This is a genomic window from Streptomyces sp. NPDC005761 (assembly GCF_040630635.1).
Taxonomy (GTDB): domain Bacteria; phylum Actinomycetota; class Actinomycetes; order Streptomycetales; family Streptomycetaceae; genus Streptomyces.
In genome coordinates this window covers 30,222-56,248 of the sequence record NZ_JBEXXX010000034.1, presented here as the reverse complement: position 1 = coordinate 56,248, position 26,027 = coordinate 30,222, and the positions used below count along the sequence as shown (strand labels likewise).

22 protein-coding genes are annotated in these 26,027 nt (G+C 71.6%); 17 read left to right on the top strand and 5 right to left on the bottom strand.

All coding sequences use genetic code 11. The annotated features are described in order from the left end of the window. Positions 1-138 precede the first annotated feature (138 nt). Positions 139-1,683: an aromatic amino acid ammonia-lyase gene (locus ABZ434_RS26525; protein WP_359141873.1), complete on the bottom strand. Its 1,545-nt coding sequence runs from the start codon at positions 1,681-1,683 to the stop codon at positions 139-141. Positions 1,684-1,834: 151 nt separating this feature from the next. On the opposite strand from ABZ434_RS26525, the gene ABZ434_RS26520 reads away from it, so the two are divergent. The 6 genes from ABZ434_RS26520 (at position 1,835) to ABZ434_RS26495 (ending at position 7,664) form a co-directional block, all read left to right on the top strand. Next, a complete protein-coding gene (locus ABZ434_RS26520) occupies positions 1,835-2,878 on the top strand; it encodes an ABC transporter ATP-binding protein (protein ID WP_359141815.1) in 1,044 nt (347 codons plus the stop codon). After that, entirely contained in the window at positions 2,875-3,525 is a 651-nt protein-coding gene (locus ABZ434_RS26515; RefSeq protein WP_359141813.1) for an ABC transporter permease, read from the top strand. The genes ABZ434_RS26520 and ABZ434_RS26515 overlap by 4 nt, the downstream gene beginning before the upstream one ends. 4 nt (positions 3,526-3,529) lie before the next feature. Continuing rightward, positions 3,530-4,195: an ABC transporter permease gene (locus ABZ434_RS26510; RefSeq protein WP_359141810.1), complete on the top strand. Its 666-nt coding sequence runs from the start codon at positions 3,530-3,532 to the stop codon at positions 4,193-4,195. 17 nt (positions 4,196-4,212) lie between these two features. Beyond that, positions 4,213-5,145, top strand: a complete 933-nt coding sequence (locus tag ABZ434_RS26505) for an ABC transporter substrate-binding protein (RefSeq protein WP_359141807.1) — start codon at positions 4,213-4,215, stop codon at positions 5,143-5,145. A gap of 53 nt (positions 5,146-5,198) precedes the next feature. Continuing rightward, the gene (locus ABZ434_RS26500; RefSeq protein WP_359141804.1) at positions 5,199-6,605 is read left to right on the top strand and encodes a cytosine permease; all 1,407 of its coding nucleotides are present in this window, start codon (positions 5,199-5,201) and stop codon (positions 6,603-6,605) included. 258 nt (positions 6,606-6,863) lie between these two features. Further along, a complete protein-coding gene (locus tag ABZ434_RS26495; protein ID WP_359141801.1) occupies positions 6,864-7,664 on the top strand; it encodes an SAM-dependent methyltransferase in 801 nt (266 codons plus the stop codon). A 265-nt stretch (positions 7,665-7,929) separates the two neighbouring features. Here the strand turns inward: ABZ434_RS26495 and ABZ434_RS26490 are convergent, their stop codons facing one another. After that, positions 7,930-9,186, bottom strand: coding sequence for a TetR family transcriptional regulator (locus tag ABZ434_RS26490; protein WP_359141798.1), 1,257 nt, complete (start codon positions 9,184-9,186; stop codon positions 7,930-7,932). A gap of 263 nt (positions 9,187-9,449) precedes the next feature. Between ABZ434_RS26490 and ABZ434_RS26485 the strand changes: the two genes are divergently transcribed. The 8 genes from ABZ434_RS26485 to ABZ434_RS26450 all read left to right on the top strand — a co-directional run bounded on the left by ABZ434_RS26485 (position 9,450) and on the right by ABZ434_RS26450 (position 19,691). Further along, on the top strand, positions 9,450-10,319 hold the full coding sequence (locus ABZ434_RS26485; RefSeq protein ID WP_359141795.1) for a xanthine dehydrogenase family protein subunit M: 870 nt from the start codon (positions 9,450-9,452) through the stop codon (positions 10,317-10,319). Next, positions 10,319-10,855 (top strand): (2Fe-2S)-binding protein, encoded by a 537-nt coding sequence (locus ABZ434_RS26480; RefSeq protein WP_359141792.1) that lies wholly within the window; start codon positions 10,319-10,321, stop codon positions 10,853-10,855. Before ABZ434_RS26485 ends, ABZ434_RS26480 begins: the two co-directional genes overlap by 1 nt. 5 nt (positions 10,856-10,860) lie before the next feature. Continuing rightward, positions 10,861-13,266 carry a xanthine dehydrogenase family protein molybdopterin-binding subunit gene (locus tag ABZ434_RS26475; protein WP_359141789.1) on the top strand — a complete coding sequence of 802 codons (2,406 nt, stop codon included), beginning with the start codon at positions 10,861-10,863 and terminating at the stop codon, positions 13,264-13,266. Between the two features lie 60 nt (positions 13,267-13,326). Further along, positions 13,327-13,953 (top strand): SRPBCC family protein, encoded by a 627-nt coding sequence (locus tag ABZ434_RS26470; protein ID WP_359141786.1) that lies wholly within the window; start codon positions 13,327-13,329, stop codon positions 13,951-13,953. Between the two features lie 117 nt (positions 13,954-14,070). Then, complete coding sequence (locus ABZ434_RS26465) at positions 14,071-15,339, top strand: MFS transporter (RefSeq protein ID WP_359141783.1); 1,269 nt, start codon at positions 14,071-14,073, stop codon at positions 15,337-15,339. A gap of 204 nt (positions 15,340-15,543) precedes the next feature. Further along, on the top strand, positions 15,544-16,641 hold the full coding sequence (locus ABZ434_RS26460) for a MerR family transcriptional regulator (RefSeq protein ID WP_359141870.1): 1,098 nt from the start codon (positions 15,544-15,546) through the stop codon (positions 16,639-16,641). A 383-nt stretch (positions 16,642-17,024) separates the two neighbouring features. Further along, positions 17,025-17,939, top strand: coding sequence for a diiron oxygenase (locus ABZ434_RS26455; protein WP_359141780.1), 915 nt, complete (start codon positions 17,025-17,027; stop codon positions 17,937-17,939). Positions 17,940-18,044: 105 nt separating this feature from the next. Then, complete coding sequence (locus tag ABZ434_RS26450; RefSeq protein ID WP_359141777.1) at positions 18,045-19,691, top strand: FAD-dependent oxidoreductase; 1,647 nt, start codon at positions 18,045-18,047, stop codon at positions 19,689-19,691. Between the two features lie 32 nt (positions 19,692-19,723). Here the strand turns inward: ABZ434_RS26450 and ABZ434_RS26445 are convergent, their stop codons facing one another. Further along, positions 19,724-20,248, bottom strand: a complete 525-nt coding sequence (locus tag ABZ434_RS26445; protein ID WP_359141775.1) for a DoxX family protein — start codon at positions 20,246-20,248, stop codon at positions 19,724-19,726. Positions 20,249-20,482: 234 nt separating this feature from the next. Between ABZ434_RS26445 and ABZ434_RS26440 the strand changes: the two genes are divergently transcribed. Further along, complete coding sequence (locus ABZ434_RS26440) at positions 20,483-22,498, top strand: NADPH-dependent 2,4-dienoyl-CoA reductase (protein WP_359141772.1); 2,016 nt, start codon at positions 20,483-20,485, stop codon at positions 22,496-22,498. A 61-nt stretch (positions 22,499-22,559) separates the two neighbouring features. Further along, the gene (locus ABZ434_RS26435; protein WP_359141769.1) at positions 22,560-23,126 is read left to right on the top strand and encodes a PadR family transcriptional regulator; all 567 of its coding nucleotides are present in this window, start codon (positions 22,560-22,562) and stop codon (positions 23,124-23,126) included. 294 nt (positions 23,127-23,420) lie between these two features. Here the strand turns inward: ABZ434_RS26435 and ABZ434_RS26430 are convergent, their stop codons facing one another. Continuing rightward, entirely contained in the window at positions 23,421-24,380 is a 960-nt protein-coding gene (locus ABZ434_RS26430) for a hypothetical protein (RefSeq protein WP_359141767.1), read from the bottom strand. After that, positions 24,377-25,222 (bottom strand): phosphatase PAP2 family protein, encoded by an 846-nt coding sequence (locus ABZ434_RS26425; protein ID WP_359141763.1) that lies wholly within the window; start codon positions 25,220-25,222, stop codon positions 24,377-24,379. The genes ABZ434_RS26430 and ABZ434_RS26425 overlap by 4 nt, the downstream gene beginning before the upstream one ends. A 162-nt stretch (positions 25,223-25,384) precedes the next feature. On the opposite strand from ABZ434_RS26425, the gene ABZ434_RS26420 reads away from it, so the two are divergent. Continuing rightward, on the top strand, positions 25,385-26,014 hold the full coding sequence (locus tag ABZ434_RS26420) for a TetR/AcrR family transcriptional regulator (RefSeq protein ID WP_359141760.1): 630 nt from the start codon (positions 25,385-25,387) through the stop codon (positions 26,012-26,014). The last annotated feature ends 13 nt before the right edge of the window (positions 26,015-26,027 follow it).

Sequence of the window (26,027 nt, the reverse complement as noted above, 5' to 3'; positions counted from 1 at the left end):
GGGAGGGCCGGGTGCGCCGGGCCATGTGGTCCGGCGCACCCGGCGGCATGCCCGAGCGGGGGGCCGGCACGCGTCGGCGTGGGCGGAGGGCCCCCCCGCGTACTCACGGCCGGGGCCCACGGTGCCCGGGCCGGCGTCTCAGTACCCCTTGTCCCAGGGGCCGGCCGACTTCTCGGAACCGAGGTCCAGCCACAGCTCGGCGAACCGGTCGAGCAGTCCGGCCGCCGCCGTCACGTCATCCGTCAACGGCCGGTCGCTCGTCTCCGCGTCGAGGACCGCGTCGGCCAGCTCGAAGGCGCGGCCGACGGGCAGCCCGGTGTCGAGCCGCATGTCGCGCTGGCGCAACGCCCGCATGGCCGCGACGAGTTCACAGCCCACGACGAGCCGGTACGCCTCGCAGGCCCGCAGCGTCTGTCGCGCTGCGAGCGACGCGAAGCTGGCCTGCTCCTCGACGCCCCGCGACAGCACCGCGTGGCCGAGGGACGCGGGCGCGGAGAATGCCCGCAGGTCGCCGAGGGCCGCTCCGGCCGCGTATTCGAGGATCATCACGCCCGACGACGCCGGTTCACCGTCAGCGAGGAACGGGCGCAGCCGGGTGAAGCCCGGCTCGTTGAGCGTCGACAGACGCGAGGTCGACAGGCGCGCCACCTGAGTCACCGCGAGCCTGAAGTGGTCCAGGGACAGCGCGAGTTGGGCGAGGTAGAAGCCACCGTGGTGGTAGGCCGCCATGTCGTCCGCGGAGATCAGCGGATTTTCGGCCGCCGCGTTGATCTCGATCGTGAGGACGTCGTCGAGTGCGTCCGCCGCGTCCTGCGCGGGGCCGTGGATCTGCGGCAGGCAGCGGAAACCGTACGGGTCCTGGATACGCCCGAGCGGCGGCGTGGGGCGGTCGGGTGCGCCGAGCAGCAGCCGCATCCGTTCCGCGACCGCGTACGAACCGGCGTGACGGCGTGCCTCGTGCACGGGCAGCGCGTACGCCTCGTACGAACCGTCGATCGCCATCAGGGAGAGCGCCGCCACCACCTGCGTGGCCGCGATCAGCCCCCGCAACTCGTGCAGGGCGAGCGCGGACTGCCCGAGGGTGAGCGCGTTGCTGCTGATCAGGGCGAGGGCGTCGTTGTTGTCGAGGGGCTGCGGAGCGGGGGCCTCCCCCGCGCCCTGCCAGGGGTGTTCGCCGGCCAGCGCGAGGCCCATCTGCGCGAGCGCGGCGATGTCTCCGGTGCCGACCGAACCGAACTCGTTGACCTTGGGATGAACGCCCGCCCCCAGAGCCTCGCAGAGTGCCGTCACGACGGTCGGGCGCAGGCCTGCGCCGCCCGCGAGCACCTGGTTGGCACGGACCGCCAGCATGGCGCGGACCTGCCGCGCCGGCAGCTCGTCGCCGATCGCTCCGGCGTGGCTGCGCAGCAGCCGCAGACCGTGCCCCGCGGCCGCCTCCGTCGGCACGGACTCATTCCGGTTGGCACCCACGCCGGTGGAGCGACCGTAGACCCGGCCCCACGAGGCGATCTCACGCGCGGCGTTCCACGAGGCCTCCACCCGCTTCATCCCGTCCGCTCCCGGGACGGGCCTCACGGTGGATTCGGCCATGCGTACGACATCTGCGACCAACAGTCCCCGGCCGTTCAGAACGACGACCGGGCCGCCGCCATCGGCCTCCCCGTCCACGATTCGAGACGACATCATGCGCAACTCCTCATCAACCGGACGCACCGTCTTGCCCCATGAACGTTCGTCACCAGGGATTCACGCCTGGACGGCGTCGGGCTATTGACAATCTATTCAGTCACCAAGAACTCTGCATGATGATATGCAGTCGGGCAAGGGACTCCACATGATCCAATTCGATACGGTCCACAAGCGCTTCCCGAACGGCACGACCGCTGTGCACGACCTCAGCCTGGAGATGCCGGAGGGGGGCGTGACGGTCCTCGTCGGATCTTCCGGTTGCGGTAAGACGACGACGCTCCGCATGATCAACCGGATGGTCGATCCGACCTCGGGGACGATCAGGGTCAACGGCAAGGACGTCCTGGAACAGGACGCCGCCGAGCTGCGCCGGTCCATCGGCTATGTGATCCAGCAGTCCGGGCTCTTCCCCCACCGCACGGTCCTGGACAACATCGCGACCGTGCCGCTGCTGCTCGGCTGGGGCCGCAGGAAGGCGCGGACGCGGGCGGCCGAGCTCCTGGAGACGGTCGGCCTCTCCTCCGACGCCGGGAAGCGCTACCCGCACCAGCTCTCCGGCGGCCAGCAGCAGCGGGTCGGTGTGGCCCGCGCACTCGCCGCGGACCCGCCGGTCCTCCTCATGGACGAGCCGTTCGGCGCCGTCGACCCCGTGGTCCGCACCCAGCTCCAGGACGAGTTGCTGCGTCTCCAGAGGGAGCTGAACAAGACCATCGTCTTCGTCACCCACGACATCGACGAGGCCGTCCGGCTCGGTGACCGCATAGCCGTCTTCCGCACCGGCGGCCACCTCGTCCAGTGCGCCGGCCCCGCCGAACTCCTGGCCCGTCCCGCGGACGCGTTCGTCGCGGACTTCCTGGGCGCCGAGCGCGGCCTGAAACTGCTGTCCCTGTCCACACTCGCGCAGGTCCCCCAGGGGCCTGCCCCCGAAGGCACCCGTTGGCAGCTGGCCCTCGACGCCGCCCGCAGGCCGCTGGCCTGGCGCGACACCGAGAGAGACGTGGAGACCCCGGTCCGGCCGTTGCGGGACACGGACTCGCTCCTCTCGGCGCTCAACGAGTCGATCGCCGCTCCGAGCGGGCTGGTCGCACGGGTCGACGCGGCCGGCGTCCTCACGGGTGTGACGTCCCGGGAGGACATCCACGAGAGCGCGGGCCGCGCGCACAGCGCGGCCGGCACGGTGACCGCATGACCGTCGACTGGTCGTGGATATCCGACCACACCGGTGATCTCACCACCCTGGCCATCTCCCACCTCCAGGCCGCCCTCACCTCCGTACTCCTCGGTCTGCTCATCTCGCTCCCCCTGGCCGTCGTCGCACACCGGGTACGCCAACTGCGCGGACTGCTCCTCGGGTTGTCGAACGTCCTGTTCACCATCCCGTCCATTGCCGTCTTCGTACTCCTCCTGCCGGTCAGCGGGCTGACCCGCACCACCACCGTCATCGGCCTGACGGTCTACACGCTCGTGGTGCTCCTGCGGAACACCGTCGAGGGTCTGGACTCCGTCCCCGCCAGGACCAAGGAAGCCGCGAAGGCCATGGGCACACGGCCGCTGCGCACCCTGCTCACCGTCGAGCTCCCGCTCGCCCTCCCCGTGATCATGGCGGGCGTGCGGATCGCGACGGTGATGGCGATCTCCCTCGTCTCCGTGGCCACCTACATCGGCGACGGCGGACTCGGGCAGCTGTTCACGGACGGGTTCCAGCGCAACTTCCCCACCCCCGTCATCGTCGGCGTCGTCCTGACCCTGCTTCTCGCGCTCGTCGCGGACGCCGCTCTCGTCGCCCTCCAGTACGTCCTGACTCCCTGGACCCGCCGGCAGAAGCAGGGGGCCTGACCTCATGTACGAACTCTTCAAGGACCTCGGCGCCTGGCTGGTCGACGGGGAGCAGTGGGCCGGCCCGGACGGCATCGGGCACCGCCTCGCCGAGCACCTCCAGTACTCGCTGATCGCCACCCTCGTCGCCGCGGCCATCGCGCTGCCGATCGGCCTGCTCATCGGGCACACGGGGCGCGGCGCCTTCCTCGCCATCAACCTGTCCAGCTTCGGGCGCGCGCTGCCCACGGTCGGGCTCGTCGTGCTGGTCTTCCTCGCCAGCGGGCTGTCGATGTGGCCCGTCTACATCGCGCTCGTGGCACTCGCCGTGCCGTCCATCGTGACGAACACGTACGCCGGGATGACCGCGGTGGACCCCGAGGTGCGGGATGCGGCGCGCGGCCAGGGGATGCGCGGGCACCAGGTCCTCCTCCAGGTCGAGCTGCCCCTCGCGCTCCCCCTGATCATGACCGGGCTCCGACTGGCACTCATCCAGGTCGTCGCGACCGCCACCATCGCCGCGTACGTCTCCTTCGGCGGGCTCGGCAGGTACGTCTTCGACGGGCTCGCCCAGCGCGACCTCGTGCAGGTGCTCGGCGGTGCCGTGCTCGTGGCGGTCGTCGCCGTCGCACTCGATCTCGCCCTCTCCGCGCTCCAGCACCTCCTCTTTCGCCACCGCCCCGCCAAATAGGCCCAGGAGCAACCACGATGAACCGCAGAACTCTTCTCGGCGGACTCTTCGCCGCAGCCTCCGTTCCCGCGCTCGCCTCCTGCGGCGGCGGAATCACCTCGCTCGACGGACAGGGGTCCGGCGGTGGCGGCGGAGGCTCCAGCAAGGACGGTGTCACCATCGGCACCGCCAACTTCACCGAGAACCAGGTCCTCGGGTACCTCTACGCCGCCGCCCTCGAAGCGGCCGGCGTGAAGACGACGGTCCGTCCCAACCTGGGCACCCGCGAGATCCTCATCCCCGCCCTCAAGGGCGGGGACATCGACCTCCTGCCCGAGTACCAGGGCGCCCTGCTGCACTACCTCGACGCCGAGGCCACGGCCACGGAGGAGGGCGAGATGCAGAACGCCCTCGCCATGGCCCTGCCGCGCGGGCTGCAGATCCTGCCCTACGGCACGGCCGAGGACTCCGACGCCTTCGTCGTCACCCGGGAGACCGCCGCCACCTACGGCCTCACGTCCCTCGCCGACCTCGCGAAGCACAACGGCAAGCTCGTCATCGGCGCGGCGCCCGAGGTCAAGAAGCGCGCCGTGGGCGCGGTGGGCCTCAAGGACGTGTACGGCGTGGAGTTCAAGGAGTTCAAGTCCCTCGACTCCTCCGGGCCGCTGGTCAAGGGCGCCCTGAGGAAGGGTGACGTGGACGTCGCGAACCTGTTCACCACGGACACCGACATCGTGGCCGAGCGCTGGGTCGTGCTCACCGACCCCAAGAACCTGGTGCCGGGCCAGCACGTCGTCCCCCTCATAGCCGACCGCAAGGCCGACTCGACGGTCCGCAAGGCGCTCGCCCGTCTCGGCAGCGCGCTGTCGACCAAGGACCTGACCGAGCTCAACCGCCTGGTCGACAAGGACAAGAAGGATCCGGAGGACGTCGCGAACGACTGGGCGACGCGGCACGGGATCAAGAAGTAGCGGAGCAGGACCGATCAGCGGAACACACCACCGGAAGGCCTGGTAACCGAGTCATGTCAGCTGAAGACCTGGTGGAGCGTCGCTCCATCGACGTCGTCCCCGATGAGGAACGGCACGGAACGCCGTTCAGTCAGTTCACCCTCTGGCTGGGCGCCAACCTCCAGATAACGGCGGTCGTCACCGGCGCACTCGCCGTCGTCTTCGGCGGTGACGTGGTGTGGTCGGGGGTCGGCCTCCTGCTGGGCAATCTGCTCGGCGGGGCCGTCATGGCCCTGCACTCCGCCCAGGGCCCGAAGCTGGGCCTGCCCCAGATGATCCAGTCCCGCGCCCAGTTCGGGGTGCGCGGCGCGGTCGTCCCCCTGCTCCTGGTCATCCTCATGTACGTGGGCTTCTTCGCGAGCGGCAGCGTCCTCGCCGGACAGGCCACCGCCGAGCTCACGCACACGAACGACACCACCGGCATCATCGTCTTCGCGCTCGTCACCGCGGTGACGGCGGCGATCGGCTACCGCGTGATCCACGTCCTGGGAAGGGTGGCGAGCGTGGTCTGCGCGCTCGCCTTCCTCTACCTGGGCGTCCGCCTCCTGGACCGGGTGGACGTGTCGGCGCTGCTCGGCGACGCGCACTTCGACCTGCCGATGTTCCTGCTCGCGGTGTCGCTCGCGGCATCCTGGCAGCTCGCCTTCGGGCCGTACGTCGCGGACTACTCGCGCTATCTGCCGCGTACGACGTCGGGGCGTGCCACCTTCTGGTGGACCCTGTCGGGGTCGGCGCTCGGCTCGCAGTGGTCGATGACCTTCGGAGTGCTCGTGGCGGCGAGCGCGGGCGACGCGTTCCTCGCGAACCAGGTCGGATACGTGGTCGCCCTGGGCGGCACCGGCCTCGTCGCGTCGTTCCTGTACTTCGTGATCGCGCTCGGCAAGCTCACCATCAACGTGCTGAACACCTACGGCGGCTTCATGTCGATGGTGACCGGCATCAGCGGCTTCCGCGGCCAGAAGACGCTGTCGCCACGCGGCAGGGCCGCGTACATCGGGCTCATCATGGTCGCCGGGACGGTGGTGGCGCTGCTGGGCAAGGACAGCTTCCTGACGTCCTTCAAGGACTTCCTGCTGTTCCTGCTGACGTTCTTCACGCCGTGGTCGGCCATCAACCTCGTCGACTACTACCTGATCTCGCGGGAGCGGTACGACATCCCGGCGCTCTCCGACCCGGGGGGCCGCTACGGCGCGTGGCGCTGGGACGCCCTCACGGTCTACGGGCTGGGCATCCTGGCCCAACTCCCTTTCCTTGCGACACACTTCTACACCGGGCCGCTGGTGGAACCGCTGGGCGGCGCCGACATCTCCTGGATCGTGGGCCTGGTGGTCCCCGCGCTCCTGTACTGGCTGCTGGCGCGCCGCGACACGTCGCACGTCCCGGAGGAGGAGACCCTGTACGCGCCGGCACCTGTGCGGTGACGCGGCCCGCGGGGGCTCGTCGTGGGCCGGGAACTTCTGTGGCCCCCGGGCGCCGGTCCTCGGGGCCGAGGGCCGCTCACGACGACGGGCTGACGGGTCGACACCCGAAGGAGCCGGGGTGTGCCCGACCCTGCCTCCGCGTCCTCGTAAGGCAGTTGCTCCCCTGACGGACTGGTGCGGACGATGCTGGTGAGGAAGCATGGGCGTGCGCGGTACGGGGGTCGTCCGCGCACCTGATGTGCGACATGAAGAGGGCCGATGACTGACAAGCAGGACATCCGGACGCCGGTGGACGGGATCGACACCGGCACGCCGCATTCGGCGCGGGTGTGGAACTACTGGCTGGGCGGCAAGGACAACTACGAGGTGGACCGCCGGCTCGGGGCAACGATGGAGGAGCTGTACCCGCAGATCATCGAGATAGCGCGCGCCTCCCGGGCGTTCCAGGCGCGAGCGGTGCGCTTTCTGGCCGGTGAGGCGGGGATACGGCAGTTCCTGGACCTGGGGACCGGCCTGCCGACGGCGAACGCGACGCACGAGGTGGCGCAGGGGGTCGAACCGACGGCACGCATCGTGTACGTGGACAACGACCCGATCGTCCTGGCTCACGCACGCGCCCTCCTGACCAGCCGGCCCGAAGGGGCGACGGACTACGTGCACGCGGACCTGACGGACGCGAAGACCGTGTTGCGCGAGGCCGCCCGGACGCTGGACCTCGACCAGCCGGTCGCCGTGATGGTGCTCTCCACGCTGGGACACGTCGCGGACTCGGGCGAGGCCGCCGCGCTGCTCCGCAGCTACTTGGACGCGCTGCCCGCGGGCAGTTACCTGATGCTGTGCGACACCATCGAGACCCCGGAGACGCAGGCCGGGTCCGACGAGTACGCCAGTGGCGGTGCCATGCCGTACATCTCGCGCCCCAAGGAGATCATGGGGACCTTCGCGGACGGGCTCGAACTGGTGGAGCCGGGCTTCGGCTCGATCAGCCTCTGGCGTCCCGACGAGCCCGCCGTCGGCGAGCCGGTCGACCAGTGGGGCTTCGTGGCCGCCAAGCGGTGATCACCGCCGGCCGAGCCGATCGGCCGGGCGGCCGGAGAGGACGGCCACCGAAGCGCCCGTGGCGGCCGTCGGCAAAGGCCCGCGTCCGGCCGCCGGCGCGGTGCCGGGAAGCGGCGCAGGACGCCCGGAAGCGGTGTGACGCCGGTGCCGGGCGCCCTCGGCACCGGCAGGGCGCCGCGCTCGAAGGGCGAGCGGCTCGGTGCTGTCGCCCGGGTCGGGCCGGTGACGGCGATGTCTGCGGGGCCGGGCCGATGACGGCGAGCCGTCAGCGCTCCTGAACACCGGCCCCCAGCCCTCTTCCCAGAGCGCCGAGCAGGCCGGAGAGCCGACGGCGGTCTGCGGGACCCAGGCCGGCGAGCAGTTCCTGCTCCTGGGCCGACCGGACGGAGCGGACGCTGTCGGCCAGTTCGAGACCCTCCGGGGTGAGACACAGCCAGATGATGCGCCGGTCGTCCGCGTCGCGCTCCCGCCGGATCAGACCTGTCGCCTCCAGGCGGTCCACATGCTGGGTGAGGCCACCGGCGCGGGCCCTGCCGGCTGCCGCCACCTCGCCCGTGGTCCGCCGGTAGGGCTCGCCCGCATCGCGGAGGGCGGCGAGCACGTCGTAGGCGGGCAGGCTGATGCCGTACTCACGCAGGGTTCTGCCGATCAGCTCCTGATGGACGGCGGCACACTCGTTCAGTCGCGCGAACAGCGCGGCGGGACGTTCGTCCGCCGCCGGGCCCGAGAGGTCCGGGCCAGGGTCCGCGGGGTGTACGGGCGTCGGCGCGGCCGGGGCAGCATGACCTCGGGGGGCCTCGCCATCCGCCGTCCCGTTCTGTGCAGGTCGGTGTACGGCGTCCAGGACATCACCGAAGGCGGTGACGAGCACGTCCGTCAGCACCGGGGCCAGTTCCTCCGTCGGGACGGACGCCGCCGGTTCGTGCGCGAAGAGGTAGCGCTCCATGATCACGCCGAACAGGACACTCCGGATGACGGCGGCACGTACCTCCGCATCGGCCGAGTCACCGAGCAGACGCGCGAGGGGTTCACCGACCTGCGTCTCCAGGATCGTGCGCAACAGCTCGGCGCTCGGAGCATGGCTGACGGCCGAGCGGATCAGCGCGGGCCAGGGGTCGTCGGCCGGCAGGCGGTCCCACCGGTCGAGGTAGGCGCGGGCCAGTGCCGCGGGCAGCTCGGCCTTGTCGGCAGCAGTGGCCGACAGCACGTCGCCGGTGACGCCCGACCCGCCACCCACAGCTTCACGGAACAGCCCGTCCTTGGTGCCGAAGTACGCCATCACCAGACCGGGAGTCACTCCCGCCTCGGCCGCGACGGCGCGCACGCCCACACCTCTGTACCCATGTGCGCCGAACAGTCGCCGGGCCGCTTCGAGAACCGCGCGACGATTGCCCTCCGGGTCGTGCGAGCCCGGACGGCGCTGTGACGCCTGCCCGGCCGGCCCCGCTGCCCGGCCGGTCCGTGGCGTGGGGCTCTTCGCCCGTTGTCGACGGTCGTTGTCCTCTGGATGCACGGAGTCCATATTAAACGAGCGTTCACTTTGAACGGGTGTTCATAAAAACACTCGTTCAGAACCAGTCACATCGGGGTACCCGAAGCCGGCCGCAGAGTCAGCGGCCGCGTGTTGCCGCCCCGTGTGGCGCATCGCCCTCCCTGGACAGCGAGTTTTTTCGGTCAGCCTCTTGCCAAAAAGAAACTTTAATGTCAATTATTTCAGGTACTAGATAAGTCGCCCGTGCCGAACGCCACGGTGCGACGACGACACGAGAGGTTCGGTGGCGGCGGTTGAAACCCACATCGTTCGACTACACCGCTCCCGGCACCGTCGGCGAAGCGATCGCCCTGCTCGCCGACGCCGAACGGGAGGTCAAGGTCGTCGCGGGCGGCCAGTCCCTGATTCCCATGCTGAACATGCGCCTCGCCAGGCCCGAGCTGCTCGTGGACATCACCCGCATCCCCGAACTCGGCCGCATCCACGTGGACGAGTCGGGCAGCCTCCACGTCGGAGCCGCGGTACGACAGTCCCGCGCCGCCGCCGACAGCGCGGTACGGGACGGCTGGCCGCTCCTGGCCGCCGCCATCGGCCACATCGGTCACCCTCAGATACGCCACCGCGGCACCGTCTGCGGCAGCCTCGCCCATCACGACCCGGCCGCCGAACTTCCCACCGCGGCACTGTGCCTCGATGCCCGCTTCGTGATCACCGGGCCGCGCGGCACCCGGACGGTCGGCGCCGAGGACTTCTTCGTCGCCACCTTCTCCACGGCTGTCGAGGCGGACGAGCTCCTCACCGAGGTCGTGTTCCCGCCACAACCCGCACACCGCGGCTGGGCCTTCGAAGAACTGACCCGCAGGCACGGCGACTTCGCCACCGTCGGCGTGGCCGTCGTCCTGGAACGGGACCCCGCCACGAGCACCGCCCGCGCCGCCCGCCTGGTCTTCTGCGGGGCGGGGCCCGTGCCGGTCCGCCTGCCCGCCGCCGAGGACGCCCTCGTCGGCAGCGACGTCGGCGAACAGGCGCTCGCTGCCGCGGCGCGTGCCGCGCTGTCCGGCCTCACCCCTGCCGACGACGTCCACGCCACCGCCGAGTACCGGCGCGAAGGCGCCGCCCACCTCCTCGTCCGCGCCTGCACCACCGCCTGGGAGCGCTGCTGATGACCCCCCATGTCCCCGCCCCGCCCGTCGCGCGCACCCCGCCGCTCGCCGAGCCCTCCGCCTGGCACGAGATCACCCTCACCGTCAACGGGCAGGCCGTCACCGCCCAGGTCGAGTCACGGCTGCTGCTCAGCGACTTCCTGCGGGACCGGCTCGGTCTGACCGGCACCCACGTCGGCTGTGAACACGGGGTCTGCGGAGCCTGCACCGTCCTCGTCCACGACGAACCGGTGCGCGCCTGTCTGACCCTGGCCGTGCAGTGCGACGGGGCCGAGCTCCGCACGGTCGAGGGACTCGCTCCCGCCGACGCCCCGCTCACTCCCGTGCAGCGGGCCTTCCACGAGTGCCACGGAATGCAGTGCGGCTTCTGCACACCCGGTTTCGTCATGACGGCGACCGCCCTGACCGAGCAGCCCGGCCGCCCCGACGAGGAACAGGTCGCCGACGCGCTCAGCGGGCACCTGTGCCGGTGCACCGGCTACCGCAACATCCGCCGTGCCGTGTGCCAGGCACTCGACGAGCGATTCGGGGAGTGACCCGTATGTCCCACCCGTCCGACCGGCACCGGTCCGGCAACGACAACTCCGACGGCGCCGGCCGGTGGATCGGCCGGTCCGTCCCCCGCGTCGAGGACGACCGGCTGCTGCGCGGCAACGGCCGCTACGTCGACGACGTCGCCCTCCCCGGCGCCGTCGAGGCAGCCTTCCTTCGCAGCCCGCACGCCCACGCCCGCATCGAGTCGATCGACGTGACCGCGGCCCTGACCGCACCCGGCGTCGTCGCCGTGTGGACCGGCGACGACGTGGCAGACCTGCCCGCGATGCTGAACAAGGAGGAACTGCGCACCCCGCCCGGCCTCGCCGAACTCCTTGATCCGCTGGTCCGGATGACTCCCATGCCGCTGCTCGCACGCGAGAAGGTCCTCTACGTCGGTCAGCCCGTCGCCGTCGTCCTCGCCGAGAACCGCTATCTCGCCGAGGACGCACTGGAACTCGTCGACGTGCGGTACGCCCCGCTGCCGGTGCTGGTCGACCCCGAGCACGCCCGGGGCAAGGACGCGACCCGGCTGCACGAGAACCTCCCGGACAACACCGCGGTCGCCGTCGCCACCCGCGTGGGCGACCCGGAAAAGGCGTTCGCCGGCGCGCACGCCGTGGTGAGCGAGCGGTTCGAGGCCCACCGGTACGTCGCGTCCCCGATCGAGACCCGCGCCGTCTCGGCCCAGGTCGATCCGTACAGCGGCCGGCTCACCGTCTGGTCGGGCACCCAGACCCCGCACCGGCTCCGGGACGCCCTCGCCCACACCCTCGGCCTCGAATCCGCCGCGGTCCACGTCATCGCCGCCGACGTCGGCGGCGGCTTCGGTCAGAAGGGCATCCTCTACGTCGAGGAACTCCTCGTGCCGCACGCCGCCCGGCGTCTCGGCCGACCCGTGCTGTGGCGCGAGGACCGCAACGAGAACCTCACCGCGTCCTCGCACGCGCGCGAACAGATCCATCACATCGAACTCGCCTCGGACGCGGAAGGCCACATCGTCGCGGTGCGCGACCGGATCACCGTCAACTTCGGCGCGTACAACATGACCGGCCTGGTCGTGCCGTACAACTCGCTGTGCCACCTGCTCGGCCCCTACCGCGTGCCGAACGTGCACATCGACGTCGTCGGCGTGCTCACCAACACCACCTTCGCCACGCCCTACCGGGGCGCCGGACGGCCGGAGACGGTCTTCGCCATGGAGCGGGCCATGGACCGGCTGGCGGCGGAACTCGGCATCGAGCCGGAGGAGTTGAGGGCGCGCAACCTGGTGCGGCCCGAGGAGATGCCGTATGCGACCGGCCTGGTGGACCGCTCGGGCAGTCCGCAGTCCTACGACTCCGGGGACTTTCCCGAACTCCTGCGCCGCGCCGTCGCGAAGGCCGACGTCGAGCGGGTACGCGAACGGCAACGCGAGGGCGCCCGCGACGGCAAGCACCTCGGCATCGGCTTCGCCATGTACATAGAGGCAACCGGCCTCGGGCCCTTCGAGACCGCCCGCATCGACATCGTCCCCAGCGGCCGGGTGCGGCTCGCCATCGGTGCCCCTTCCCAGGGGCAGGGGCACCGCACCTCGATGGCGCAGATCGCCGCCGACGCCGTCGGAGTGCCGATCGATGTCATCGACGTGGTCGGCGGCGACACCGACGCCACCCCGTTCGGCGTGGGCACCATCGCCAGCCGCGCCCTGGTCAACGCCGGAAACGCCACGCACCGGGCCGGCCTGCTCGTCCGCGAGAGGATCGTCGAGGCGGCCGCCCGTCGCCTCGGTGTCGACACGGGTGACCTCGTCCTCAGGGACGGGATCGTGTCGGCCGAGAAGCGTGGTGGCCCCTCCATCACCCTCGCGGAACTCGCCGGGCAGGCGCCGCTGCCCGGCGTTCCCGAGCCCACCGACGGCCGGCACGGGGCCGAGCTGAGCGAGACCGTCCACTTCCGCCCACCGGGTTTCGCTGTCGCGAGCGGAGCGCACGCAGCCGTCGTGGAGGTCGACGAGCACACCGGCGAGATCGAGATCCTGCACTACGTCGTCGTCCACGACGCGGGCAACATCGTCAACCCGATGATCGCGGAAGGGCAGGTCACCGGCGGCATCGCGCAGGGCATCGGCGGGGCCCTGTACGAGGAGATGGTCTACGGCCCCGACGGCCAGCCCCGCACCGGCACGTACATGGACTACCTGGTGCCCACGTCCTCGGAGATCCCCGATCTCGACATGGACGAGATCTTCACCCCGAGCCCCATGAACGACCTCGGCGTCAAGGGACTCGGCGAAGGCGGCGCGATCGCGCCCCAGGCGGTACTCGCCGGCGCCGTCGAGGACGCGCTGCGCCCCTTCGGCGTGGTCGTCCGCCGCGGCCCCCTCTCACCGAGCCGGGTGCGCGCGCTGATCCGTGCGGCAGCCGACGCCTGAGTCCGCCCCCACCCGAACCGGCTCCACATCCGGAGCCGGTCGCCCCCTGATTGGACAACCATGCAGCTGGACCACTCCTTCACCGTCCCCGCCGGCCTCGATGACGCCTGGAGGCTCTTCCAGGACCTCGACCGGGTCGCGCCCTGCATGCCCGGCGCCGTGCTGGACACCCTCGACGGCGACTCCTTCACCGGCCGCGTCAAGGTCAAGGTCGGTGCGGTGCAGATGAGTTACCGCGGCGAGGGAACCGTCACCCGCGACGGATCCGCCCGGTCGATGTTCCTCGACCTCAGCGGAAACGAGACCCGCGGCGCGGGCACCGCTTCGGCCCGGGTCACCGCGACGCTGAGCGCCGCGCCGGCCGGCACCGTGGTGCGCGTACGCACGGACCTCGACATCACCGGGCGGCCGGCGCAGTTCGGCCGGGGCATCATGACCGAGGTCGGCGACCGCATCGTCCAGCAGTTCGCCACCCGGCTGGAGGACCTGCTGCGCAATGCCGGGCCCGTCCCGTCGCCGGCGAACACCGCGGAGACCCTCCGGGGCGGGCCCGCACCCGAGCCGGAGGCCATCGACCTCGGCGCGGCCGCACTGCCCGTCCTGCTCAGGAAGACCGCGGCACCCGCGGCGGCCGTGCTCTTCGCGGTGGTGGTGTTCCAGGTCCTGCGGCGGCGTACTCGCGGCTGAGAGGCTGAGTGCCGGTCTCCGGCCCCGGCGCCGAGGTGCCTCCGGCAAAGGCGTGAGCAGGAGTGGTGAGCGGTCCGGGCCACTACGCTGAGTCCCTTCACATCGGGGAGGGTCCGGTTGCTACGGCACAGCGCGCTCGGGCGGGATTTCCGGCGGTTGTGGGGCGCCTACGCGGTCAGTGCGGCGGGCAGTGCCGTCGGCATGGGGGCGTTGCCGCTGATCGCCCTCCTGGTGCTGCATGCCTCGGCGTTCCAGGTCTCCCTGCTCGCCGCGATGTCTGCCGTGGCCAGTGCCGTCATCGCCCTGCCGCTCGGTGTACGTATCGAGCACCGGCGCAAGCGGCCGGTCATGATCACCGCCGATCTGGCCCGCTGCGCCGTGCTGGTGAGCGTCCCGGTCGCCATGGCCTTCGACGGGCTCACCTTCGCCCAGCTGTGTGTCGTCGGTGTTCTGCAGACGGCGGCGTCCATCGCGTTCGATGCGGCAAGTGGCGCGCACCTCAAGGCACTCGTCCTGCCCGAGCACCGCCTGTCCGCCAACAGCCTGTTCGAGACCACTAACTGGATCAGCGTCAGCGCCGGTCCGCCCGTCGGAGGGATCCTGATCGGAGTGCTGGGCGCTGCCGCCACGATGGTGGCCGACGCTCTGTCCTTCCTCGGATCGGCCCTCGGAATCCGTCGCATCCGGCTGCCCGAACCGCAGCCACCGGCCCGCGCCGCCACTTCTCGCCCGGGCCACGAGATCGCCGCCGGCTGGCAGCACCTCCTGCGGCATCCGGGCCTGCGCCCGCTGTTCCTCAATGCGCTGCTCTTCGGCGGCTCGGTCATGATGGCATCACCGCTGATGGCCGTCCTGATGCTGCGTGACCTCGGCCTGACGCCGTGGCAGTACGGACTGGCACTGGGTCTGCCGTGCCTGGGCGGCGTGCTGGGTTCACGGCTGACGCCACCGCTCACCCGGCGGTTCGGGCAGCGGCGCACGCTGCTGCTGTCAGGTGTCGTGCGCACGCTCTGGATGGTCCTGCTGCCGCTGGCACCGGCCGGGGCCGTCGGCGTGTTCACCATCGTGGCCGCTGACTTCGGCCTGCTCCTCGCCGCCGGCGTCTTCAATCCGTCGTTCCTCACCTATCGGATGGAGGCCACACCGGACGCGCTCATGTCTCGTGTCGGCACCTCCTGGTCGGTAGGCGCGAAGGTGTGCCAGGCCGCTTTCATGATCGTCGGTGGCATCGTCGCCGATGCGATGGGAGTGCGCGGCGCACTGCTCGTCGCCGGTCTGCTGTGCATGGCGAGTGCGCTTCTCCTGCCGTGGCGGCAGGCGCGCACGTCGGCGGCACCCGCGGGCGCGCCGGTCCCTTCCGCGGTCACGGACAGCCCTTCTTCGTAGCGGACGAAGCGGTCCCCGGGGCGTGTACGCCGGTCCGGCCCGGGGCGCTGCCGTGCACTTGAGGGGGTGCGGCCGGGCCCGGCCGGGATCCGACGCCGCTTCACCTGTGCGCTCCGCATCCCGGTTCCCGCCGCAGCGAGTGCGGCTCTTGACCCTCACGTGGCGTCAGGCTGCATAGTCGGAGCCGTGGAAGATCACTGGACCGTGGGGCGTGTGGCCGAGCTGGCCGGGGTGAGCGTCCGCACGCTGCATCACTATGACGCGATCGGGCTCGTCCGGCCGTCGGCACGGACCCCGGCCGGATACCGGGCCTACTCGGCGGGCGACGTGGAGCGGCTGCGGGAGGTACTGGCCTACCGGCGGCTGGGCTTCGGGCTGCGGGAGACAGCGGAACTGGTGGGCGACCCGTCCACCGACGCGGTCGCGCACCTGCGCCGGCTGCGCGGCCTGCTGCTGGAGCGGCGTGATCGCGCCGACGCCATGGTGGCGGCCATCGATGGTGAACTCGAGGCACGGGCGAAGGGACTGAAGGTGACACCGGAGGAGCAACTGGAGATGCTCGGTGCACGGCTGTACGACGCGATCGGCGGCGCCTACACCGCGACACGGCGCACCGAGCCGCGGATCGCCGCGCAGATCTGGGACGCGCTCGGGGACGCACGGACGGTGCTGAACGTCGGGGCCGGGACCGGCTCCTACGAACCTGCTGATCGCCAGGTGACCGCGGTGGAGCCATCGGCGGTCATGCGGGGACAGCGGCCCGACGGCTCGGCCCCGTGCGTGGCCGCCGCCGCGGAGAGCCTGCCGTTCGAGGACCGCTCGTTCGACGTCGCGATGGCCGTCTCCACCGTTCACCACTGGGGGGACCCCGTGGCGGGACTGCGCGAGATGCGGCGCGTGGCCCGCCGCGTGGTGGTACTCACCTTCGACACGGACGAGCCGGGATGGCAGGACCGGTTCTGGCTCACCCGCGACTACCTCCCCGAGTTCGCCTCCGTCCTCGCCGGGTTCCCCTCGCTTGCCGAGATGGCCGGCGCGATCAGCGCCCGCGTCGAGCCCGTGCCCGTACCGTGGGACTGCACCGACGGCCTGTTCGAGGCGTACTGGCGCCGGCCGGGGGCGTATCTGGAGGAGCGCGTGCGGCGCGCGATGTCCGTGTGGACGCGGGTCGGTCCGCAGGCCGAGCAGCGGGCGGTACGGTCCCTCGACGAGGACCTCGAATCGGGCCGGTGGGCCGAGCGCAACAGCGACCTCGCCGGGCTGGACGCGGCCGATCTCAGCCTCCGCCTGCTCGTGGCCTGAACCGCATCGCGGGGCCGGGGCCAGGCGCCCTCCGTCCCCGGCCCGCCGTCAGGTCCGGCGGCCCGTTCGTGGCGGCGTCGGCCGGACGATCCTGCGCATTCCCGCTTGTGCCGGGGCGTATGCGGGCTGTCCCGGAGCACCGGTCGAGTGCGTCCTACGTCCCCCGAGCGCGTTTCGTCGTGGAGAGATCGTACGGATTCCCTACGCGGGGGTAGGCCCGCGACACCGTCTTGCTATACCTTCCGTCTAACAGCTTGCTAGACGTGACGTCTAACAAGCGGGGGCGGGCCCCGGCGGCCGTCGATCTCATCGGACAGGCACGGGATGAGAGAAGAGGCCGGGGTGCCGTCGGGTCGATCTGTCTCGATGCGAGGAGTCGCAGCATGGCAAGCAGCACCGTCCGACCGGAGGACCAGGACCGGCTCGCAGAGCAGGACGTCGCCCGGCGCCTGCTCGAATCGGCCGCGAAGCTGTCCTACGACCCGGCCACCGAGGTGGACTGGAACACGCCGCTGGATACCGGTCACCACGGCGCGAGCCCGGAGTGGAGCACCCTCTACGGCACCGCGTACTGGCAGGAGCTGACCGAGAGTCAGCGCAGGGCACTGACACGCCAGGAGGCGGCTTCGGTCGCCAGCACCGGCATCTGGTTCGAGATGATCCTGCAGCAGATGGTGCTGCGCGACATGTACGCCAAGGACCCCACGGACCCGCGGTTCCAGTGGGCGCTCACCGAGGTCGCCGACGAGTGCCGGCACTCCATCATGTTCGCGCGCGGCGCCGCGAAGCTGGGCGCACCGGCCTACCGGCCCCGCCGCCCGGTGGTCGAACTGGGGCGCGCCTTCAAGACACTTGCGTTCGGCGAGGCCGCGTACGCGGCGATCCTCGTGGCGGAGGAGGTGCTCGACGTGATGCAGCGCGACTGGATGCGCGACGAGCGGGTCGCCCCGTTCGTCCGGACGATCAACAACATCCACGTGGTGGAGGAGTCGCGGCACATGAAGTTCGCCCGCGACGAGACCCGCAGGCGCCTGCGCACCGCCGGACCGCTGCGCCGACGGATCAACTCGCTCGTGGTCGCCATCGCCTCGTACTACATCGTCACCAGCATGGTGAACCGGGACGTCTACGCGAACGCGGGGCTCGACAGCGCCCGCGCCCTGGCCGAGGCCAAGGCGAACGAACACCACAAGTCCCTGATGCGTTCCAGCTGTTCGGGCCTGATGGAGTTCCTGGCCTCGGCGCGCCTCCTGACCAAACCTGCCCTGTTCTTCTACAAGCGCGCCCATCTGATCTGACCCGAGCCCGCCTTCCGCAAGCGCGCCGTACCGGCCTGATCCGAGCCTGCCTCCCGCGAGCGCGCCGCCCCGACCTGACCCGAGCCGAGAGCCCGAGCTGACGCGATGACCTACGCCATCACCCAGACCTGCTGCAGCGACGCCACCTGCGTCGCCGTGTGCCCCGTCAACTGCATTCACCCCACGCCGGAGGAACAGGCCTTCGGCAGCACGGAGATGCTCTACGTCGACCCGGCGACCTGCATCGACTGCGGTGCCTGCGCCGACGCCTGCCCCGTCGACGCGATCTTCCCGGTGGACAGTCTCTTCGGGGCGCAGAAGGAGTACGCCGGCATCAACGCGGCGTACTACGCGGGCCGGGTGCCGCAGCCGGCCGCCGGGCCGAACTTCCATGCCTGGGGCGAGCCGTCGTTCGTCCGCAGCCTGCCGTCGGACTTCGCCCCGATCCGCGTGGCCGTCGTGGGCACCGGTCCCGCCGGGATGTACGCGGCCGAGGACCTGCTGCTGCACACCGACGCCGAGGTGACGCTGATCGACCGGCTGCCGGTGGCGGGCGGCCTCGTCCGGTACGGCGTGGCGCCCGACCACCCCGCGACGAAGGGCGTCGGAGAGAACTTCGCACGGTTCCATTCCCACCCCCGGGTCCGGATGTACCTGGGTGTCGAGGCCGGCAAGGACGTCACCGCCGAGGAGCTCTCCGCCCATCACGACGCGGTGATCTACGCGGTCGGCGCCTCCGCCTCCCGCCGGCTCGGCATCCCGGGCGAGGACCTGCCCGGCAGCATCCCGGCCACCTCGTTCGTGTCCTGGTACAACGCCCACCCGGAAGTCCCGCCGGAGGCCGTCGGGCTGTCCGCGGAACGGGTGATCGTCGCCGGCAACGGCAATGTCGCGCTGGATGTGGCCCGCATCCTCGTCACGGATCCCGCCGTGCTGGCGGGCACCGACATCGCCGGCCACGCGCTGGCGGCACTGGGGGCCTCAGAGGTCCGCGAGGTCGTCCTGCTCGGCCGGCGCGGCCCCGACGACACCGCCTGCACCGCGTCCGAGCTGCTCGCCCTCGGGCATCTGCCGGGCGTGGACCTCGTGGTCGACGACGGCGACCCGCGCACCGGCGCGGCGATCGACGGGGCCGCGGAGGGCGAGAAGGCCTCCCTGCTGCGGAAGCTGCCCCGGGAGAGGGTCGACTGGTCGCAGCCCCCGCCGCAGGGGCGCCGTATCGTCTTCCGCTTCCACTCCTCGCCGCTGGAGGTGCTCGGCGACGCGACGGTCGAGGGGGTGCGTGTGACGGCCGGTGCCGGTGATCAGGAGATACCCGCGGGCCTCTTCCTGCGGGCGATCGGATACCGGGGCCTGCCGGTCACGGGGCTGCCCTTCGACGAGACGTCCGGCACCGTGCCGCACGAGGCGGGCCGGGTGGCGGGCATGCCCGGCAGCTACGTCGTCGGCTGGATCAAGCGCGGTCCGTCCGGGGGCATCGGGGCCAACCGCGCCTGTGCCGCCGAGACCGTCGGCACCCTCCTGGCCGACGCCGTCGCGGGCGCGCTGCCCTCACCCGCGTACCCGGCCAAGGCGTTCGCGCGCCTGGCCCGGAGCCGCGGCCGTCAGGTGGTCGACGCCCGGGGGCTGGCCGCCATCGACCGCGCCGAGCAGGCCCGGGGCCGCGAACACGGCCGGCCGAGGATCAAGTTCGAGACGGTCCCTGAGCTGATCGCGGCGTCGAAGGGAGGCCGCTGGAGGTCTCTGCGCTGACCGGAGGCCCGATGCCGCCCGCGGGCCCGGGTTCAGCCCTCGTCCGGCTCCGCGGCCTGCCCCTTGGCCCGCTTGCCCACGACGGCGGCCGCTGCCGCCGCGCTGCCCACGAAGGCCAGGGCGACCATCCAGGGCTGGTCGAAAGTGTGCCGGGTTGCGTGGTCCACGGAGTAGCGGCCGGGGCCGGTCAGGCCGATCGCGGCAGCGGTGAATCCGAGGAAGGCGGGGTACTCGTAGCCGCCTCCCTGGGCGAAGAACCCCGCCGGGGCGTGGACGGCCACCGCTCCCGCCATGGCCCCCGCGGCGGCCGCCCCGGCCGCCGGAGTGGCCAGACCCAGGGCCAGGAGGACGCCGCCGCCCGCCTCGCCGAGGCCTGCGGCGATCGCGCTGTGCTTGGGCGGGTGGAAGCCCATGGCCTCCATCCCGGCCGTCGTGCCCTCGATGCCCCCACCGCCGAACCAGCCGAGGAGTTTCTGGCTGCCGTGCGCGGCCAGCACCGCGCCGGTGCCGACGCGAAGGACGAGCAGGCCGAGGTCACGGCGGTTGACGCAGCCCATGGGGGTCTCCGGGAGGGTTCGGGGGCCCGGCCGCAAGGCGGGCCCCGGGTGCAGTACGCACACCACTCTCCGCGCTCCGGGGTGCCGACGGGACACGTTGTTACGCCGTCCGGGCATCCCGAAACGGCACGTGACCCGTGACACAGTGCGACGTACGTCATTGTGCAACTTGTTGCACAACAGCGGGGCGGTGGTCTAGAACAGGCGTAACCACACCGCGCGAGGAGCCCCCGCATGAGCCCGTACCCGCATCTGCTGAGCCCGCTCGACCTCGGGTTCACCACCCTCCCCAACCGGGTGCTGATGGGGTCGATGCACATCGGCCTGGAGGAGGTCGAGAACGGCTTCGAGCGCATGGCCGCCTTCTACGCCGCCCGCGCCCGCGGTGGCGTGGGCCTCATGGTCACCGGTGGCATCGCGCCGAACGATGCCGGCTGCACGTTCCCCGGGGGCGCCAAGATGACCACCGAGGCGGAGGCGGCGCAGCATGCCGTGGTGACGTCGGCCGTGCACGCGGCGGGCGGCCGCATCGCCATGCAGATCCTGCACTTCGGGCGCTACGCCCACCACCCCGGTCTGGTGGCGCCGAGTGCGATCCAGGCCCCGATCAGCGGGTTCACCCCGCATGCCCTGAGCGACGACGAGGTCGAGTCGACCATCGAGGACTTCGTCACGGCGGCCGCGCTGGCACAGAGCGCGGGGTACGACGGCGTCGAGATCATGGGGTCCGAGGGCTACCTGATCAACGAGTTCATCGCCTCGGCGACCAATCATCGCGAGGACCGCTGGGGCGGTGCGTACGAGAACCGCATCCGCTTCCCCGTCGAGATCGTGCGCCGCGTCCGTGAGCGGGTGGGAAGCGACTTCATCCTGATCTACCGGCTCTCGATGCTGGACCTGGTACCCGGCGGATCGTCGCTGGAGGAGGTCGTGCGGCTCGCCCGGGAGATCGAGGCGGCCGGGGCGACGATCATCAACACCGGCATCGGCTGGCACGAGGCCCGCATCCCGACCATCGCGACGTCGGTGCCGCGCGGCGCCTTCACCTGGGTCACCGAGAAGGTGCGCGGCGCCGTCTCCGTACCGCTGGTGACGAGCAACCGCATCAACACCCCCGAGGTGGCCGAGCAGATCCTGGCTGCGGGCCGGGCGGACATGGTGTCGATGGCCCGTCCGTTCCTGGCGGACCCGGACTTCGTCGCCAAGGCGAGCGAGGGCCGGGCGGACGCGATCAACACCTGCATCGGCTGCAACCAGGCCTGCCTGGACCACATCTTCAGCGGCAAGGTCACCTCCTGTCTGGTCAACCCGCGCGCGTGCCACGAGACGGAACTCACCCTGTCGCCGACCCGTACCCGTAAGCGCGTCGCGGTCGTCGGTGCCGGTCCGGCCGGACTCGCCTGCGCCCTGACGGCCTCCGAGCGCGGTCACGAGGTGACCCTCTTCGACGCGGCCGACGAGATCGGCGGGCAGCTGAACGTGGCGCGCCGGGTGCCCGGCAAGGAGGAGTTCGACGAGACGCTGCGCTACTTCCGCACCCGGCTGGCGGAGGAGAAGGTCGAGCTGCGGCTGGGCGCCGCGGTAGGCAGCGGGGAGCTCGACGGTTTCGACGAGGTCGTCCTGGCGACCGGGGTCACCCCGCGTACGCCGGCGATCCCGGGCGTGGACCACCCGAGCGTGGTCAGCTACCTCGACGTGCTGCGCCACGGGGCGCCGGTGGGCGACCGGGTGGCACTCGTCGGTGCGGGCGGGATCGGCTTCGACGTGGCCGAGTTCCTGACCGACGGAGGGGACGCGGCGAGCCTGGACCCGGAGGCGTTCTTCCGGCAGTGGGGCGTCGACACCGAGTACCGCGAGCGGGGCGGACTCGGCACCGCCGAGCGCCCGAAGTCGCCCCGCACCGTTCACCTGCTCCAGCGCAAGGCGAGCAAGGTCGGCGCCGGCCTCGGCAAGACGACCGGCTGGATCCACCGCACCGAGCTCCGGCACCGCGGCGTGACCATGATCGCGGGAGTCGGTTACGACCGGATCGACGACGACGGACTGCACGTCACGATCGACGGTGAGCAGCACCTGCTGCCGGTCGACACGATCGTCCTCTGCGCAGGTCAGGAGCCCCGCCGGGACCTGTACGAGGAGTTGCTCGCCGCCGGGCGTCCCGCGCATCTGATCGGTGGCGCCGATGTCGCGGCCGAGCTGGACGCCAAGCGGGCGATCCGCCAGGGCACGGAACTCGCCGCCTCGCTCTGACCACGCCCTCGGAGGGCCGGACCGCCCGTCCGGCCCTCCGGGGATCCTTAGGATGCACCCCATGTCACTCCCGCACGCGATCCTCACCGCCCTGCTCGAAAAGCCTTCGTCGGGACTGGAGCTGACCCGCAGGTTCGACCGGTCGATCGGCTACTTCTGGTCGGCCACGCATCAGCAGATCTATCGCGAGCTGGGAAAGCTGGAGCAGGCCGGGCAGATCAGGGCGCTGGAGCCCGCCCAGCCGGCCAGGGGGCAGAAGAAGGAGTACGAGGTGCTCCCCGCCGGCAGAGAGGCCCTGTCCGCCTGGGTCGCCCGCCCGGAGGACCCGAAGCAGATCCGCGATCCGCTGCTGATGCGGATGCGGGCGGCAGCCGTCGTCGGTGCGCCCGGCCTCGACGCGGAGCTGCGCCGCCACCTCGCGCTGCACCGGGACAGGCTCGCGGAGTATCTGGAGATCGAGGAGCGGGACTTTCCGCCAGGGCGGGACGCGGCGCAGGACCGCCTGCGCCACCTGGTGCTGCGCGGTGGCATCGATCTGGAGAACTTCTGGATCGGCTGGCTGACCCGGGCGCTGTCCGAGGACGCCGGCGCAGCGGCCGCCGACCTCGGCCGACGGCCTCGTGCATGACAGGAGCCGTCGCTGCATCCGTGCAGGTCAAAGGCTCGGGCGCCGCGACGACGAGCGCCGCTGACCTGCGGCGATGCTTATCGTGCACGAGGTCGTAAGGGCTGTCCCGCCATTCCTGGTGGATCAGCGCGCGGCGTCGGATGCGGTGCATCGCAAGGCGGAGAGGCGCCCGCACACTGGACGCATTCGGGCGTTCCGACAACGCGGCGGGGTGCCCCGGCTGTCGTCGTGCGCCCGCCAGGAAGTGCGGGACAGCCCTTACCAGGTACGACGGTCCGGCCCTGGGTCCGACCGCTACAGGCGGCCGGCCCGGATCCGCCGCAGGTGTCCGTGCTGCTGGTGGAGCACGGCCCTCGGACTCCTGATGACCACCCTCGACGGGACGTTCGGAGCCGGATGGGCCACGTCCGCCCCGGCTGCCGTCGAGGTCTGCGCCTGGGCGCGGCTGAGCAGGATCACGCCCCGCACGGCGGCCATCGCCCCCAGCAGCGCGGGGACCAGACTGATCGTCCCGCCCTGCAACCGCTCCCCCAGCAGGGCCAGGCCGATGGCCGCAGCGGCTACCGGATTGGCGAGGGTGACGACCGCGAGCGGTGCGCCGAGGCCGCCCCGGTAGGCGGTCTGGGAGAGGAGCAGCCCACCCATCGCGAAGGCCGACACCAGCACGGCGACGACCACCAGGCGCCAGCTGAACAGCGGACCCGTGGTGTGGTCGGTGACGGCGACGGTCAGGGTCTGCGTCAGCGCCGAGGCGACGCCCGAGGTGATGCCGGAGGCCGCCGCGTGCCGCAGGCCCGGACGCGCGCCCGGGCGGCTGAGACCTCCGACGACTGCCACGGTCCCCGCGCCGACGGCCAGCGCCTCGGCCATGCTCAGCGTCTCGTGCGGGGCTGAGCCGCCCGCGGTCATCAGCAGGGCCCCCAGGCCCAGCAGGGTCAGGAGCGTGCCACGCCATTCGGTCGTCGAGACCTTACGGCCCGCGGCCCGAGCGCCCAGCGGTACGGCGGCGACCAGGGTGAGCGCGCCGAGCGGCTGGACGAGGGTGAGCGGGCCGTACTTGAGCGCGGCGACGTGCAGCAGTGCGCCACCGGTGTTCAGCCCGACGGCCGACCACCAGGCGCCGCTGCCGAGCAGCCGGAGCGTCCCGGTGCCGGGTTGGGTACGTCCGGCGAGCCGCGCCTGCGCCACCGCCGCGGAAGCGTAAGCGGCAGCGGAGACGAGCGACAGCGCCACGGCGACCAGGGTGGCGTTCATCGCCCGGTCCCGGAGGAGGCGTACGAGGAGGAACGGCCGGAGCCGTACGGGGCGGCGACGGCGTGGGCCGGCGCGCCGGCCGTGGACGGCCACGGCAGATGGGCCCGGACCGGCTCCGCGCGCGGCAGCCGCAGCGCCGCGAAGGCCACGGAGAGCAGCGCGGCGACCACGATCGAGTCCAGCCAGTAGTGGTTGGCGGTGCCGACTATGACGAGCAGCGTGAGGGCCGGGTGCAGCAGCCACAGCCAGCGCCACCGCGAGCGGGTGGCGACGACGAGGCCGACGCCGACCATGACCGCCCAGCCGAAGTGCAGCGAGGGCATCGCGGCGAACTGGTTCGCCATCGAGTCGGCGGCGGGCGCGGACCCGTACACCGTCGGCCCGTAGACCTGGCCGGTGTCGATCAGGCCGGTCGCGGCGAGCAGCCGCGGCGGGGCGAGCGGGAACAGCAGATGCAGGGCCAGCGCGGCGCCGGTCAGCACGGCGAGGATCCGACGCGACCAGACGTAGTGGCGCGGGCGGCGCCAGTACAGCCAGCCGAGGAAGAGCACGGTGGCCGGGAAGTGCACGGTCGCGTAGTAGGTGTTCGCGAGGTGGATCAGCGTCTCGTCGTGGAGCAGCAGTCCCTGTACGGCGCCCTCGCCGGGCAGGTGTACGGCACGTTCGAGATCCCAGACGCGTCCGGCGTTGTGGAACGCCTCGTCGACGTGACCGTTGGCCGCCTGACGGCCGACCTTGTAGATCACGAAGAGTCCTACGACGAGAAGAAGCTCGCGGACGAGGGGCGGTCGGGCAGAAGTGTCCGGCTCCCGATCGGCGGGCCTGCTACCGGCGAACTTCATCCGGTGCCCCTTTGCTGACGAAGCGGTGGTTCGGTGGCAGGGACGGATCCGCGCCGTATCGATACGCCAGTGTACCGATACGTTGGCGTATCGGAACACCGGCGTATCGGTACACTGGCGTATCGATGGACCTCGTCGCAGAGTCGCAGAGAGGGAAAGCGCATGTCGTCGCAGGAATTTTCGGCGCAGCAGGCCACCGCGTCGCGCCGCTCGAAGATCACGCCGGAGCGGGCCCAGGAGCTCTACACGGCCGTGCTCGACATGCTGAGGGAGGGCGGCTACGAGTCGCTCACCATGGAAGGGGTCGCCTCCCGCTCCCGCTGCGGCAAGTCCACCCTCTACCGCCAGTGGGGCTCGAAGCCCGAACTGGTCGTCGCCGCGCTGCACGGGACCCGGCGCGGGCTGCTCGGCCGGATCGACACGGGCACGCTGGCCGGCGACCTGCGTGAGGCGGCGCGCGCCATCGGCGAGGGCTCCGGGCGCGACACGCCCCTGATGCTGGCCCTGAGCCATGCCGCGCTGCAGAGCCCGGAGCTGCTGTGCGCGCTGCGCGAGTCACTGATCCTGCCCGAGCTGGCGGCGATCGACGCCATGGTCGCGCGCGGCGTGGAGCGCGGGGAGGTGGCCGCGGACAACCCGGCCGCGGAGTTCGTCTCCGCGCAGCTGCTGGGGGTAATGCGCGCCCGCCCGCTGCTGGACTGCGCCTACGCGGACGAGACGTTCCTCGTCCGCTTCGTGGAGGGCGCGGTCTTTCCCGCACTCGGCCTGGACGCACACGCGCCCGGGTCCTGACAGACGTGGGCCG